Origin of the sequence: Clostridium sp. (genome assembly GCF_030532265.1) — a bacterium.
Classification (GTDB): Bacteria; Bacillota; Clostridia; order Clostridiales; family Clostridiaceae; genus Clostridium.
Map to the genome: position 1 here is coordinate 1 of NZ_JAUNLM010000051.1, position 14588 is coordinate 14588.

The window sequence follows — 14588 nt, forward strand, 5'->3', positions numbered from 1 at the left end:
CATTCCCAACTTGGCTTGCACCAGTTCAAGCAAAAGTTCTTCCATTATCAGATAAATATAATGACTATGCTGAAAAAATCGTTAGAGATTTAAGAAATAACGGTGTAAGAGTTGAAGGAGACTATAGAGCTGAAAAACTTGGTTATAAGATTAGAGAAGCTAGACTTGAAAGAACTCCTTACATCTTAGTTGTTGGAGAAAAAGAAGCTGAAAACAATACAGTTTCAGTAAGAAGTAGAAAAAATGATGATGAAGGTTCAATTGATTTTGAAAGCTTCAAAGCTAGATTACTTAAGGAAATTGCTGATAAAGAAAGATAATTTTAAAAAAGAGCTTAGAAATTCTAAGCTCTTTTTAATGCAATTTATTATTTAATTATTCTTTTTTCTGTTATTATTTTATCTACTTTTATATCATGTTCCTCAGTTGATATATGTTCTAAAACTTGAAAATCATAAGCTAATGCAACTTTATTAATATTTACATTGGAACTACATAAAAGTCTATCATAATATCCTCCACCATACCCTATTCTATTTTTAAATTTATCAAAAGCTACTCCTGGCATAATTATTAAGTCCAAATCTTTTATATTCATATTAGATTCATTTTCACTAGGCTCTAATATTCCATAATTACTTCTTATTAAATTATTTAATGAATTTATCTTTATAAGTAACATATCTTTTCCTTTTACTTTTGGAACACATACAGTTTTTCCTTTATTTAATGCATCTTTTATTATTATCTCTGTGTCTATTTCTGAACCAAATCCTATATAAGAAAAAATAACTTTTGACTCATTGTATTCATCACTATTTATAAATTTATATATAATTTCATTATCTAGTTTTTCTTTTTCTATATTACTAATTTTATTTCTTTTATCTAAAATATATCTTCTAATATCTTTCTTATTGTTCATTATCTTTTCCCCTGTCTATAAAAATAATTAAATAATTTTACTAAAAGCTTCTATTAAAAAATATTTTAAAATTACTATAATTATTATTGCTGAAAGTAAAAGTTCTTTAATAGCATATTTTCTTAATTTAACAGACTTCATATATTCTTTTGATTTTAATAAAAATATCATAGATATTAACATTAAAATCAAATTAGTAAATGCATTATAAAGCCAAGAATCAATCCCTCTTAATGTGAAAAATAATAAACATAAAAATAATATAAATACATATAAGAATTTATTTAAATTATTAGGATATTTTTTATTAAATTCTTCACCGTAAACTTCTTCTAAATCATCTTTTTTTATATAAATTAAAAATATAAATATAGCTAACTCTAATATTTTGAAAATTAAATTTGATATATTAACCATGTTTAATGCTCCTTCTTATTATTCATTATATTATTATCATACAGCAACACATTGTCATTTTAAAATAAATTCTTATATTAAAATAAGCTTTATTTTATTTAATTTAATCCTGTATAGTATTAAATACATATTTTTTAATAAAAACTTTCTTAAATTATGAACCTAAATTATATACTAACTATTAAAATAATTTTTAAAATTTATAAAAATAAAAGCTTATGCCCAAAATGCATAAGCTTTTAAATTAATTTACTTAATTATATTCTCTAAATCTTCAATGACCATATTTATTATATCAATTTTGGATTTTGCAGCTTCATTATCAGGCATCCATTCTAAACCCGATTTCAAACATCTGCCAGTATCCTTATACTCTTTAATTAATCTTACTAATTCATCTCTCATAAAAAACCCACTCCTTATCTTTATTGGAAATTTATCTCAACTCAGATATTATACATCTTTATTGAGCATTATTCAACTGTAACTGATTTAGCTAAATTTCTTGGCTTATCTATATCAAATCCTTTAAGACTTGCTACATAATATGCTAATAATTGTAACTCAACAGCTGCAAGAATTGGAGCAAACATATCTATAGTTTCTGGTATAAATAGTACTTCATCTAAAACCCCTTGAGCTTTTTCGCTTCCTCTAAATGTTATTCCAAAGTTTATAGCTCCTCTTGATTTTATTTCAACTACATTACTTATCATCTTATCCATTAGATCCCTTTGAGTAAGAACTGAAACAACTTTTGTTCCTTCTTCAATTAAAGCAATTGGACCATGCTTTAATTCTCCTCCAGCATAAGCTTCTGAATGAATATATGATATTTCTTTTAATTTTAATGATCCCTCTAATGCAAGAGCAAAATCCATTCCTCTACCTAAGAAGAATATATCATCTTCGTCTTTAAGTGATTCTGCTACTGCTTTAACTTTGTCAGCATCATTTAATAAGTCTTCTATTTTTCCAGGAATCATTAATAATTCTTCTTTTAACTTATTTATTTCCTCTGTTTTTAAAGTTCCAAGTAATTGAGCAAAGTACATTGCTATTGTATGCATTATTACAACTTGTGTAGTATATGCCTTAGTTGAAGCTACTGAAATTTCAGGACCTGCCATAGTATATATAACATGATCAGCTTCTCTTGACATTGTGCTTCCAACAACATTTGTGACAACAAGAGTTTTAGCACCTATTTTATTACAATCTCTTAATACTGCTAAAGTATCTGCTGTTTCTCCTGATTGACTTAATACAATTACTAATGACTTTTCTGTAACTAATGGATTTCTATATCTAAACTCTGAAGCTATATCAACTTCAACTGGTATTCTTGCTAATTTTTCAACTGAATACTTACCCATAAGTCCAGCATGATATGCTGTACCACAAGCTACCATATATATTCTATCTATATTTTCAAGTTCTTCTTTTGTAATTTTAAAATCATCAAAAACAATTTCATGATCCATTGATACTCTTGAAGTCATAGTATCCTTAATTGCTTTTGGTTGTTCGTGTATTTCTTTTAACATGAATGAATCAAATCCACCCTTTTCAGCAGCATCTGCACTCCATGTTACTTCATATACATCTTTATCTATCTTATTTCCATTTTCATCTAAAAGTTCAACACCTTTATCTGTTATAACAACAAACTCATTATCTTCTAAAAGATATACTTTATTTGTTCTATTTAAAACTGCTGGAATATCTGAAGCTATAAAATTTTCTTCATCTGAAAGACCAACGATTAATGGACTATCTTGTCTTACTGCAATAAGCTTATCTGGCTCATTGTTTGAAATAACACCAATAGCAAAACTTCCTTGTAAGTCTTTTGTAGCTCTAACTACAGCTTTAAATAAATCTCCTTCATAATAATACTGTATAAGGTTTGGTATAACTTCTGTATCTGTTTCTGATATAAAAGTACATCCTTTGCTTTTTAAGAATTCTCTAAGTTCTATATAGTTCTCAATAATCCCATTATGAACTACAGCAATATCTCCTTTAGAACTTAAATGTGGATGTGAATTAGTATCTGATGGCGCTCCATGTGTTGCCCATCTAGTGTGACCAATACCTATTGTTCCATTAATAGGAGCTTTATTTAAACTTTCTTCAAGATTTGAAAGACGTCCTTTTTGCTTCTTTACTTCAATCTTTCCATCAGATATAACAGCAACTCCTGCTGAGTCATATCCTCTATACTCTAACTTTGATAATCCTTCTACTAAAAAGTCTGTTGCTTGTTTATTTCCAAAATATCCTACTATTCCGCACATAAAAAATCTTCCTTCTTTCTTCACAAATAATATTTAATTGTCATCTTCTTTAAGAATTATCCTAGCAAAATTGAAAGAAGGCATAATAATCCTAGGACTAAAAAAATCTTAAATTGAAGTTTTTACACCAAGCTAGATTTGTCCTATAAATTGCTTCATAGTTTTGCTAGCCGTTATCGGTAGTGTAAATACCGTGGGGCACCCGCCGAAAATTTCGATAACTCCCCAACCTCGTCAACTTAAACAAATTTAAGTTCTGGCGCTTCTAGACTAATTATACACTTTAAATTCTATATATATCACACTCCTACTTTTTCAAATTTTATACCTTCTTTGTAATTTTATCATAAATTTATATTTTGTCTATATATTTAAAATACTTTTTTCTCCAAAATTTGCTACAAGTTTTTTAATTTTCTATAGATTTATTTAAGCTTTTTATTAAAATAAGTTTCTGTTCTCTTTTCATCTTCTTTATTTGATATTCCCTTCTCATAGCATCTTTCTTATTTTTAAATTCTTCAAAATATACTAATTTTAATGGCCCTCTACCTCTAGTATATTTAGCACCTTTTCCTTCGCAATGCATCATAAATCTTTTTTCTAAATTCTTTGTCCAACCTGTGTATAATGAATTATCTCCACACATTATTATATATACATAGTTCATATAATCACCTCACAAAATACAATTAAATTATATAATATATTATTAAATTTTTTTAATTTTTATCTATTGATTTTTGTATAGATTGATATTAAAATATAAAAATAATTAGTCGTCTAACTAATTTAGAAAGGAGTATTTTATGGATAATGAATTTAATTTCCCTTTTTATAAACTTTTAGGAGATGTTTTAAGAGGTCACTTTTCTCTTAGTCATAAAACATTAGAAAAAGAAGGTTTATATCCAGGACAACCCCCTGTTCTTTTCACTATATACAAAAATGATGGTATAAGCCAAAAAGAAATTGCAGAAAAAACAAAAATTAAACCTGCAACTGTTACTGTCATGATAAGAAGATTAGAAAAAGCAGGTTTTGTATCAAAAAGCATAGATTCTAATGATCAACGAATTTCAAGAATCCATTTAACAGAAAAAGGATTAAATGCATGTACAAATTTAAAAAAAGTTATATCAGAAATTGATTCAATATGTTTGAATAATTTCACTAAAGATGAAATTAATTCTTTGCAATATTTATTAAATAAAGTAAAAAATAATTTAAAAGAAAATAAAACCGAATTAAGTTAAGGAGTGAAAAATATATGTTAAAGCTGTTTAAGCATTTAAAGCCATATATGAAAAGCTTAATATTTATTATAATATTGCTTTTCGTTCAAACAATGGCTCAATTATATTTACCAACATTACTATCTAAGATAGTAGATACTGGTATTATAAATGGCGATGTAAATTATATACTTAAAATTGGTGCTATTATGATTTTAGTATCTCTTATTGGAAGTATATGTACTATATTTGCTAGTTATATTTCATCAAAAGTCTCAATGTCTTATGGTAAAGATTTAAGAAGAAAAATTTTCGTTAAAGCTGAATCTTTTTCTTTAAAAGAAATGGACAAAATCGGAAATGCTTCACTTATAACTAGAACTACTAATGACGTTAACCAAGTTCAACAAGTTTTAATTATGATACTTAGAATGATGGTTACTGCTCCACTTACTTGTATTGGTGGTATTATAATGGCCATTTCCGTTGATAAGGATTTATCTCTTATTCTTTTAGTTTCAATGCCATTAGTTATTTTAGCTATAGGTCTTATAGGAAAAAAAGGAATGCCTTTATTTAAAGCTATGCAATCTAAACTTGATAATATAAATAAGGTTTTAAGAGAAAACCTTACTGGTATTAGAGTTATAAGAGCTTTTAATAAGCAAAGTTTTGAAACAAAAAGATTTTCTAAAGCTAATAATGATTTCACTACAAATGCAATTAAAGTAAATAAAATTATAGCATTACTTATGCCTATTCTTATGCTTATATTAAATCTAACTTCTGTTGCTATACTTTGGTTTGGCGCAAACAGAATAAACTCTGGTGTTATGGAAGTTGGTAACCTTATGGCTTTCTTACAATATGTTATGCAAATAATGTTCTCACTTATAATGGTAAGTATGCTATTTATAATGATTCCTAGAGCTTCAGCTTCTGCTGATAGAATTAATGAAGTCCTTGAAACTGAACCTTCAATTATAGATAGTAACAATAAGAAAACTAATTCTAATAAAAGAGGTTATGTTGAATTTAAAAATGTTTCCTTCTTCTTCCCTGGTGCTGAGAAAGGTGCATTAAATAATATTTCATTCGAAACAAAACCTGGTGAAACTACAGCCATAATAGGTGGTACTGGATCAGGTAAATCAACATTATTAAATCTTATAGAAAGATTTTATGATCCAACTAAAGGAGAAATTTTAATAGATGGCTTAAATATCAAAGACATGTCTCAAGAAGAACTTAGAAATAAGATAGGTTTTGTTCCACAAAAAGCTGTTCTTTTTTCAGGAGATATAAAAGAAAACTTAAGATATGGAAAAGAAGATGCTTCTATGGAGGAGCTTGTTCACGCATCTAAAATTGCCCAATCATATGATTTTATAATGGAAAAAGAAGATGGATTTGATTCAATTGTTGAACAAGGTGGTAAAAATTTCTCAGGCGGTCAAAAACAACGTCTTGCAATAGCCCGTGCTTTAGTTAGAAAACCTGAAGTATATCTTTTTGATGATAGTTTTTCAGCACTTGATTTTAAAACTGATGCTAAACTTAGAGCTGCTTTAAAAAATGAAACTAAAGATTCAGCAGTTATTATAGTTGCCCAAAGAGTAAGTACTATAATGGATGCAGATAGAATCTTAGTATTAGATGATGGTAACATTGTTGGAATTGGAACTCATCAACAATTACTTGAAAACTGTGCAATTTATAAAGAAATTGCCTCATCACAACTTTCAGAGGAGGAACTTTCAAATGAGCATAGATAATAAACATAAAAAACAATCCCATATGATGGGAGGAGGAAAAGGAGGTCATGGTATTGTTATTGGCGGTGAAAAAGCTAAAAATTTTAAAGTAACTGCCAAGAGATTATTAACTTACTTAAGACCTCATAGAATTAAACTTATATCAGTAATATTTATGGCAATTTTAAGTACTGCCTTTACTGTATTTAGCCCTAAATTACTTGGAGAAACTATTAATGTAATACTTGAAGGTATGATTGCAAAATTTAAAGGAATTCCTGGAGCATCAATTGATTTTACAAAATTATCTCACTATATTTTATTACTTTTATTCTTTTATATTTTAAGTGCAGCATTTATGTATCTTCAACAATATATAATGGCTGGAGTTGCTCAAAATACTGTTAAAGATATGAGAACAGATGTTGATAATAAACTTAATAAATTACCAATAAAATATTTTGATGCAAATTCAAAAGGTGATATTTTAAGTAGAGTTACTAATGATGTTGATAATATAAGTAGTACTTTACAACAAAGTTTAACTCAACTTATAACTGCTGTTGTAACTATAATTGGCATTACAATAATGATGCTTACAATAAGTCCCCTTTTAACTTTAATATGTATTTTAACTTTACCTGTTTGTATAATAGCAACTAGACCTATAATAGGTAGATCACAAAAATACTTCTCAGCTCAACAAAAAGAACTTGGAGCTCTTAATGGACATGTTGAAGAAATATATACTGGTAATATAGTTGTTAAGGCATTTGGACATGAAAAGAAAGCTATTAAAGAATTCGATGAAATAAATGATAGACTTTATAATTCTGCTTGGAAAGCTCAATTTATGTCAGGACTTATAATGCCACTTATGAACTTTATAAACAACATTGGTTATGTAATTATAGCTGTTGTTGGTGGTATACTTGTTACTAAAAACAAATTAAGTGTTGGTTATATTCAATCTTTCATTCAATATTCAAGACAATTTACTCAAATGATTAATCAAACAGCTAACATTGCAAATATTCTTCAATCTACAATGGCTTCAGCAGAAAGAGTTTTTGAAATATTAGATGAACAAGAAGAAATTGAGGATCCAGCTAACCCAGTTATTCTTGATAATCCTAAAGGAAATGTTGATTTTAAACATGTTAAATTCGGTTATAGCGAAGATCACATATTAATGAATGATATGCAAGTATCTGCTAAAGAAGGTCAGACTATTGCTATAGTTGGTCCTACAGGTGCAGGTAAAACAACATTAATAAATCTTATGATGCGATTCTATGAATTAAATGGTGGTGCTATTGAATTTGATGGTGTTGATATAACTAAGTTTTCTCGTGAATATTTAAGAAATATGTTTGGTATGGTTCTACAAGACACTTGGCTATTTAATGGTAGCATTAAAGATAATATAGCTTACGGAAAAGAAAATGCTACTTTTGAAGAAGTTGTAAATGCAGCAAAAGCTGCTCATGCAGATTATTTTATAAGAACATTACCTCAAGGTTATGACACAATATTAAATGAGGAAGCTTCAAATATATCACAAGGTCAAAAACAATTATTAACTATAGCTAGAGCAATACTTGCTAATCCTAAAGTATTAATACTTGATGAAGCTACAAGCTCAGTTGATACTAGAACTGAAAGTTATATTCAAAATGCAATGACAAGACTTATGAAAGGTAGAACAAACTTTGTAATTGCACATAGACTTTCAACAATAAAAGACGCAGATCTTATATTAGTTATGAATCATGGTGATGTTATAGAACAAGGTACTCACAACGAACTTCTTGAAAAAAATGGTTTCTACGCAGACCTTTATAATAGTCAATTTGCTCATGAAGATGTAGAAACTGCATAATAAAAAAATATGCTACTAAAAATTAGTAGCATATTTTTTATTTTAATTAAGCTTTATAATTGTAAAATATGATATATTTTCATCTCTACAACTTAATCTTATATCTTCATCTCCAAATGATTCTACTGATATTATTGTCCCTTCAGTTAAAAATATTATTCTATCAAAGTATACTTGAGTTACAGATTGACAATTCGAAAATACAGGAATTATATCGCCTTCATTTCCTATGCCATTTACCCTTAATCTATTTATACAACTTCCTTCTGGTATAGCTATATTAAATGTTATTCTATAATTTCCACTTTCCCCGATAATAATTTGATTATTATTATGCTCTAGTGAACCACTCTCATTAACTATATTATTAAACAAATTTAATAATCCACAAGAACTATTTATTGAATTGATTTTTGTATATGAACCAAAAGTGTTTATATTTGCTTCACCAGCTGGCCCTTGTGGTCCTTCTGGTCCCTGTGGTCCTTCTACACCTCTAGGTCCTCTTGCTCCTTGAGCACCCTCTGGTCCTACAGGTCCTATACAACCTCTTTCACCTTGATATCCTCTAGGCCCAATTGGTCCTCTCTCACCTTGAATACCTCTTGGTCCCCTTGGACCTACTGGTCCTTGTGGTCCCTGTGGTCCTACTGGCCCTACAACTCTTTCAGATTCTAAAAATATAAATGGATTTCTCGCTGTATTATTTGAAGCAAATACGGCTACTCCATTTCCTTCAGGTGATACATTTATATTTATTTCATTAATAGTATTTAAATTTAAATTTTCAAAAGCTTTTGCTAGGTTTATACTAATATATCTGCCTACTTCAGATGAATTTATTCTATAACTTATACAGCTATTTTCTATATTATTTCCACATTCTCTTATTTCAACATTTATTTTTATTAACATAGAATTTGCGCACCTTAGACTATCAAGATATAAATATAATCTAAATACATCCCTATTTAATTGATTAAATTCTAAATTAACATTAAATCTTAAATAAAATGATCCTTTAACAGTTGAACATACACAATTATTTCTTTGACAAATGACTATTAATTTATCTTGTACATCTCTAATTTCTCCATTTAAATACTGTTTTTCTTCAATAGGAGTAATTTTAAATTGCATAATTTAGCCTCCCCTTTTAATATAAAGTACACTATTTTTTAAAATATTCCTTTATATCAATATATTAAAATATTAAGAGAAGGTTAAAATAAAATTTAAAATACTACAATTTCTGTTTGTTCTATAGCTTTTTCTACTAATTCATCTATATTTAGGCTTTCTTCTGATTTTTTTATATATTTAACTACTGGTTTTGTTTTTGGGTGTTTTGGCACAAATATAGTACAACAATCCTCATATGGAAGTATTGATGTTTCATAAGTTCCTATTTCTCTTGCTATATCCATTATGTCACCCTTATCCATTGTTATAAGAGGTCTAAATACTGGTCTATCAGCAACTTCAGTACTAACAGTAAGCCCTTCCATAGTTTGACTTGCAACTTGACCTATGCTTTCCCCACTTGATATACATTGAATTCCCTCTTTTTCTGCCATCTTACAAGCAACTCTCATCATAAATCTTCTCATTATAATAGTTAATTCATCTTCTGGACAATTATTTATTATTTCCATTTGAATATCAGTAAATGGAACTATAAATAGTCTAACCTTTTCTGTATACTCACTTAATATTTTTGCAAGCTCTTTTACTTTATCCTTTGCTCTCTCTGATGTGTATGGATGACTATGATAGTAAATGCAATTAAGTTCAACTCCACGTCTCGCCATTAAATAACCAGCTACTGGAGAATCAATTCCTCCTGATAACATAAGCATTGTACTACCATTTATTCCATAAGGAAGTCCTCCTACTGCCTTTATTCTATCTGCATTAGTATATATATAAGCTTTATCTCTTATCTCTACATTAACTAAGCACTCAGGATTTTTAACATCAACTTCCAAACTATCTTCATATATAGAAAGAACATATGCTCCTATTTCTCTTGATATATCCATAGACGTTCCTTTAAAACTCTTATTAGCTCTATTAGTTTGAATTTTAAATGTATTTGGTTCTGATTCTTTAATTTTCTTTAAAACCTCTTCCTTAATAGCATCCATATCTCTTTCAACTTGTGTCACTACACATATTTCTGCTATTCCAAATACTTTTCTTATTCTTTTAATTCCTTCTTCTATATTATCTATTTTAATAAAATATCTATTTTGATCATTTAATATTTCAAAATCTAATCCTTTAAGCTTCTTCTTTATATTATCTCTTAACCTTTTCTCAAACTTATTTCTGTTAAGTCCTTTTAAAAATATTTCAGATGCATATTTCACTAATATAAGTTTACTCATCTTTTTATCCTCCTTAAAAATGATAATGACCTTTTTAAATTATTTATAACTATATCAATTTCTTCTTTTGTGTTATCTTCACTAAAAGAAAATCTTACTCCACCTTCAGCATCTTTATCACAAAGACCAATTGCTTTTAAAACATAACTTCCACTTGCTATATTAGTCTTTGATGTACAAGCAGATCCAGTTGAAACATATATATTATCTTCTTCTAACATATGAAGTAACACTTCAGCTCTTACCCCTTTAAATGTAATATTTAATATATATGGAGAGTGTTTTTCATCATTAGGACTATTTATATAAATATTATCTATTTCTTTTAATTTATTTATCATATACGTCTTTAACTCTAGAACATTCTCATAATTTTCTGATATATTACTACAAGATATTTCACACGCCTTTTTAAGTGCAATTATTCCTGGAACATTATGAGTACCAGCTCTTAATCCACTTTCTTGACTTCCTCCATGTATTAAAGAATTTGGTCTTATTCCTTTTTTTAAATATAAAAAACCAGTTCCCTTAGGACCATGAAATTTATGTCCTGTTGTAGTTAAGATATCTATATTCATTTTCTTAACATCTATAAAAAATTTTCCATAAGCTTGAACTGCATCAACATGAAATTTCGCTCTACTACTCTTTTCTTTTATAAGTTTTCCTATTTTTTCTATATATTGAATAGAACCAATTTCATTATTTACAAACATTATAGATATAAGTACTGTATCTTTGTTTATTGAATCTTCTAATTGCTTTAAAGAAATCATTCCATCTTTATCAACATCCAAATATGTAACATTAATACCTTTTTTCTCTAAATCCTCATATACTTTAAGAACTGAATGATGTTCAAATTTAGTTGTTATAACATGATTTCCGCTCTTTGGTATACCTTTTATAATTAAATTATTTCCTTCACTTGCACCAGAAGTAAAATAAATTTCGTCTTTATTTGCATTTATAGTACTAGCTATGTATTCTCTACATTCATCTAACTTTTTTTCTGCTTTTATTCCTATCTTATGTAAAGATGATGGATTACCATAATATTTTTCCATTGCATCTCCCATAACTTCAATTACTTCCTTATAAGGTTTTGTAGTTGCAGAATTATCTAAATAAATCTCCAAAGTAATACCTCCCTTTTATTAGTATTTACCTTTAAAATAAACTTAATTCTAAATTATATTCATAGTATTCCTATATGTTTACTATGATTTAACTTTATTGATATAATATCAGCTTTTTCTATTTTTTTAAAGTAATATTTTCATTTTACTTTTTTCAGTAATGTGATATCTTATTTTTAGGAGATGATATCATGAATAATAAAACTAAAATTTCAAATAATAATTCACAAACTTTAATTTGTCCTATTTGTGGAGATATTATGAATGAAGACTTATATGCTTATGATAATTCAAAGCTAGAAAAGATTAATTTTAAATGCCCTACTTGTGGTCATAAAGAAGTAAAAATTATATAATTTTATAAATTAGTTGACAAAGTGTTTATTTAGGAGTATAGTTAACCTACTGAATGATTTAAATAAATATCGCGGGATGGAGCAGTTGGTAGCTCGTCGGGCTCATAACCCGAAGGTCGTAGGTTCAAGTCCTGCTCCCGCAACCAAAACAAAAAGCTAGTTAGATTTCTAACTAGCTTTTAAGTTTAATTAAAATTTTATTTTTAATTGAAGTCTTCTTTAACTTATATTTTCTTTAATTATTTATTCCATAAACTCTGCAAGGTGCTCCATCTCCAGATTTTATTTTTAATGGTGCTATTATTATCTTAAAATTACTATTTATTTTATCTAATCCACAAAGGTTTTCTATTATAAGCTTATTATTTTTCAAAAGATTTTTATGATTTATTAACTTTTCATCATCTTCACAATCAATAGATATACAGTCGATCCCTATGCCTTTTAATGTTCTTATGTTACTAAGAAATCTTGATGCTTCATAAGATAATCTAGGATAATTTAAAAAATATTTTTTATCATTCCAATATTTTTCATATCCTGTATTTAATATTAAATACTCACACTCTTCTATTTCCTCTTTATACTTTAAAATAAACTTTAAGTCTATTATATTTCTTTCTTTGCAATTTATCATATATGCTCTTCCTATAAGGTCTTCTACATTAAAATAATCTAAGAATTTCCCATCACTAAATACGTGCCTTGGAAAATCCATATGAGTTCCAGTATGTGATGATAAAGATATTTTTAATACATTGTATCCCTCCTTATCTATTGTACTTGATTCTTTTTTAAAATATCCTTCTTCTTCTGAATAAGAAGTCATATTATCTTCTAAATAATGTGTTAAATCATATATTTGCACTTTAATCACCTTTTCATTTTAATATTTTTATTTAATCTTTATAGATGCTTTAACTATATATTTAAAATAATAATTACTATTTTAAATTACTCTATCTATTATTAACTTAATTCACTCCTTTAATATATTCAAGAAAATTTCTTAACTTAGATACATGACCTATTCTATAAATGATGTTCTTGCTAACTCAACATATAAATAAAAAAATTATATTCGTATTTTAAATTACATTTTCTCCAGTCTATATGATAAAAAGTTTATAGCTATTTGTATTTTAATACGATTATTTAAATCCAACTATATACTATAATTATTTTTATAAGCTTTAATCACCATTAAATTTTACCACTTATTAACTTATATTTCATTTAATGTTTGAAATTTATTGACATTATAAACCTGTAATATTACAATAAGCTTGTCAATAAAATATTATTTTATGTGCTAGGGGTGCCTTTGTGGCTGAGAAATGCTTATATATTAGCATTAACCCTTTAACCTGATCTGGATAATACCGGCGTAGGAAAGCAAAAGACTCAGTTCTTTTACGTCCTTCTAGCACAAATAGGAGGTTTTTTTTATGGAATTTTTAAATGATTGGGGAGAAAGATTTACAAATCTTTATACAAATATCCCTGAAAAATTTAGGACAATTTTAGAAAGTCCTATGTCTATACTAACTATAATCGCTTGTTTGGTTCTATTCTTTGCTTTATTTAAATTTAGAAAAATTAGATTAAATGCAAGAATAATGACCAATATAGCTATCGCCTTAGCACTTTCTACAATTCTTAATGTTTTTAGACTATATAGATTTCCTCAAGGAGGAAGTATAACCTTAGGCTGTATGGTACCAATACTTATAATAGCATTTGCTTATGGTAAAGAAATAGGTTTTTTAACTGGATTTCTGTACGGAATAATTAATTTATTCACTGATCCATATATAATACATCCAATTCAAATGCTTTTTGATTATCCATTACCATCGCTAGCTATGGGACTTGCTGGAATAAATTATTTCAGAAAAAATCATAGAATGCTTGGTGTGTTTGTAGCATTCTTTACAAAATTTTTATGTCACTTTATATCAGGAGTCGTGTTCTTTGGTTCATTTGCACCAGCTGAAATGGGTGCGTTATTATATTCAGCAGTAGTAAATCTTCCTTTAGTTGGAGCTGAAATGATAATATGCATGATTATTTTAAAACTTATTCCAATAAGTAGATTATTAAGAACCTTAAACCCTGAGTTTACTGATAATTCAATAAAAGCTGTATAAAAAAATGAGAAGTTATTTTAAAATAACTTCTCATTTT

Annotated in this window: 15 protein-coding genes, 1 tRNA gene and 1 riboswitch; of the genes, 7 read left to right on the forward strand and 9 right to left on the reverse strand. The window is 27.3% G+C overall.

The features are described 5' to 3' along the window. Positions 1-320, forward strand: a 320-nt coding sequence (locus Q4E08_RS09780; RefSeq protein ID WP_303130586.1) for a His/Gly/Thr/Pro-type tRNA ligase C-terminal domain-containing protein, incomplete at its 5' end; no start/stop codon positions are given. A gap of 47 nt (positions 321-367) precedes the next feature. On the opposite strand, the gene Q4E08_RS09785 is transcribed toward Q4E08_RS09780, so the two are convergent. The 5 genes from Q4E08_RS09785 to Q4E08_RS09805 all read right to left on the reverse strand — a co-directional run bounded on the left by Q4E08_RS09785 (position 368) and on the right by Q4E08_RS09805 (position 4312). Continuing rightward, complete coding sequence (locus Q4E08_RS09785) at positions 368-925, reverse strand: 5-formyltetrahydrofolate cyclo-ligase (protein ID WP_303130588.1); 558 nt, start codon at positions 923-925, stop codon at positions 368-370. Between the two features lie 27 nt (positions 926-952). Continuing rightward, entirely contained in the window at positions 953-1342 is a 390-nt protein-coding gene (locus Q4E08_RS09790) for a hypothetical protein (protein ID WP_303130591.1), read from the reverse strand. A gap of 249 nt (positions 1343-1591) precedes the next feature. Beyond that, positions 1592-1747, reverse strand: a complete 156-nt coding sequence (locus Q4E08_RS09795; protein ID WP_303130594.1) for a hypothetical protein — start codon at positions 1745-1747, stop codon at positions 1592-1594. A gap of 68 nt (positions 1748-1815) precedes the next feature. Continuing rightward, a complete protein-coding gene (gene glmS / locus Q4E08_RS09800) occupies positions 1816-3642 on the reverse strand; it encodes a glutamine--fructose-6-phosphate transaminase (isomerizing) (protein ID WP_303130596.1) in 1827 nt (608 codons plus the stop codon). 409 nt (positions 3643-4051) lie between these two features. After that, complete coding sequence (locus tag Q4E08_RS09805; protein ID WP_303130597.1) at positions 4052-4312, reverse strand: GIY-YIG nuclease family protein; 261 nt, start codon at positions 4310-4312, stop codon at positions 4052-4054. A 139-nt stretch (positions 4313-4451) separates the two neighbouring features. On the opposite strand from Q4E08_RS09805, the gene Q4E08_RS09810 reads away from it, so the two are divergent. From Q4E08_RS09810 to Q4E08_RS09820, 3 genes are read left to right on the forward strand one after another with little or no spacing between them, the layout of a single operon-like run. Then, on the forward strand, positions 4452-4898 hold the full coding sequence (locus Q4E08_RS09810; protein WP_303130599.1) for a MarR family winged helix-turn-helix transcriptional regulator: 447 nt from the start codon (positions 4452-4454) through the stop codon (positions 4896-4898). A 14-nt stretch (positions 4899-4912) separates the two neighbouring features. Continuing rightward, positions 4913-6652 carry an ABC transporter ATP-binding protein gene (locus tag Q4E08_RS09815; protein ID WP_303130600.1) on the forward strand — a complete coding sequence of 580 codons (1740 nt, stop codon included), beginning with the start codon at positions 4913-4915 and terminating at the stop codon, positions 6650-6652. 22 nt (positions 6653-6674) lie between these two features. Further along, complete coding sequence (locus Q4E08_RS09820; protein WP_303130609.1) at positions 6675-8513, forward strand: ABC transporter ATP-binding protein; 1839 nt, start codon at positions 6675-6677, stop codon at positions 8511-8513. Positions 8514-8555: 42 nt separating this feature from the next. On the opposite strand, the gene Q4E08_RS09825 is transcribed toward Q4E08_RS09820, so the two are convergent. The 3 genes from Q4E08_RS09825 to Q4E08_RS09835 all read right to left on the reverse strand — a co-directional run bounded on the left by Q4E08_RS09825 (position 8556) and on the right by Q4E08_RS09835 (position 12045). Continuing rightward, on the reverse strand, positions 8556-9653 hold the full coding sequence (locus Q4E08_RS09825; RefSeq protein ID WP_303130602.1) for a hypothetical protein: 1098 nt from the start codon (positions 9651-9653) through the stop codon (positions 8556-8558). A 95-nt stretch (positions 9654-9748) separates the two neighbouring features. Beyond that, on the reverse strand, positions 9749-10903 hold the full coding sequence (gene thiI / locus Q4E08_RS09830) for a tRNA uracil 4-sulfurtransferase ThiI (RefSeq protein ID WP_303130603.1): 1155 nt from the start codon (positions 10901-10903) through the stop codon (positions 9749-9751). Further along, on the reverse strand, positions 10900-12045 hold the full coding sequence (locus tag Q4E08_RS09835; protein ID WP_303130604.1) for a cysteine desulfurase family protein: 1146 nt from the start codon (positions 12043-12045) through the stop codon (positions 10900-10902). Before Q4E08_RS09835 ends, thiI begins: the two co-directional genes overlap by 4 nt. A 191-nt stretch (positions 12046-12236) precedes the next feature. On the opposite strand from Q4E08_RS09835, the gene Q4E08_RS09840 reads away from it, so the two are divergent. Continuing rightward, positions 12237-12401: a hypothetical protein gene (locus Q4E08_RS09840; protein WP_303130605.1), complete on the forward strand. Its 165-nt coding sequence runs from the start codon at positions 12237-12239 to the stop codon at positions 12399-12401. A 70-nt stretch (positions 12402-12471) separates the two neighbouring features. Further along, positions 12472-12547: transfer RNA gene (locus Q4E08_RS09845), tRNA-Met, on the forward strand. A gap of 89 nt (positions 12548-12636) precedes the next feature. Here the strand turns inward: Q4E08_RS09845 and Q4E08_RS09850 are convergent. Continuing rightward, the gene (locus Q4E08_RS09850; protein WP_303130606.1) at positions 12637-13269 is read right to left on the reverse strand and encodes a cyclase family protein; all 633 of its coding nucleotides are present in this window, start codon (positions 13267-13269) and stop codon (positions 12637-12639) included. Between the two features lie 436 nt (positions 13270-13705). Beyond that, positions 13706-13812: riboswitch (TPP riboswitch) on the forward strand. Positions 13813-13849: 37 nt separating this feature from the next. On the opposite strand from Q4E08_RS09850, the gene thiT reads away from it, so the two are divergent. Next, positions 13850-14551, forward strand: a complete 702-nt coding sequence (gene thiT, locus Q4E08_RS09855; RefSeq protein WP_303130607.1) for an energy-coupled thiamine transporter ThiT — start codon at positions 13850-13852, stop codon at positions 14549-14551. Positions 14552-14588: the final 37 nt, after the last annotated feature.

Coding starts and splice junctions, on each gene's coding strand:
- Q4E08_RS09805 (WP_303130597.1), bottom strand. CDS start 4,312: ATGAACTATGTATATATAATAATGTGTGGAGATAATTCATTATACACA.
- Q4E08_RS09825 (WP_303130602.1), bottom strand. CDS start 9,653: ATGCAATTTAAAATTACTCCTATTGAAGAAAAACAGTATTTAAATGGA.
- Q4E08_RS09785 (WP_303130588.1), bottom strand. CDS start 925: ATGAACAATAAGAAAGATATTAGAAGATATATTTTAGATAAAAGAAAT.
- Q4E08_RS09795 (WP_303130594.1), bottom strand. CDS start 1,747: ATGAGAGATGAATTAGTAAGATTAATTAAAGAGTATAAGGATACTGGC.
- glmS (WP_303130596.1), bottom strand. CDS start 3,642: ATGTGCGGAATAGTAGGATATTTTGGAAATAAACAAGCAACAGACTTT.
- Q4E08_RS09815 (WP_303130600.1), top strand. CDS start 4,913: ATGTTAAAGCTGTTTAAGCATTTAAAGCCATATATGAAAAGCTTAATA.
- Q4E08_RS09790 (WP_303130591.1), bottom strand. CDS start 1,342: ATGGTTAATATATCAAATTTAATTTTCAAAATATTAGAGTTAGCTATA.
- Q4E08_RS09820 (WP_303130609.1), top strand. CDS start 6,675: ATGATGGGAGGAGGAAAAGGAGGTCATGGTATTGTTATTGGCGGTGAA.
- thiT (WP_303130607.1), top strand. CDS start 13,850: ATGGAATTTTTAAATGATTGGGGAGAAAGATTTACAAATCTTTATACA.
- Q4E08_RS09810 (WP_303130599.1), top strand. CDS start 4,452: ATGGATAATGAATTTAATTTCCCTTTTTATAAACTTTTAGGAGATGTT.
- thiI (WP_303130603.1), bottom strand. CDS start 10,903: ATGAGTAAACTTATATTAGTGAAATATGCATCTGAAATATTTTTAAAA.
- Q4E08_RS09840 (WP_303130605.1), top strand. CDS start 12,237: ATGAATAATAAAACTAAAATTTCAAATAATAATTCACAAACTTTAATT.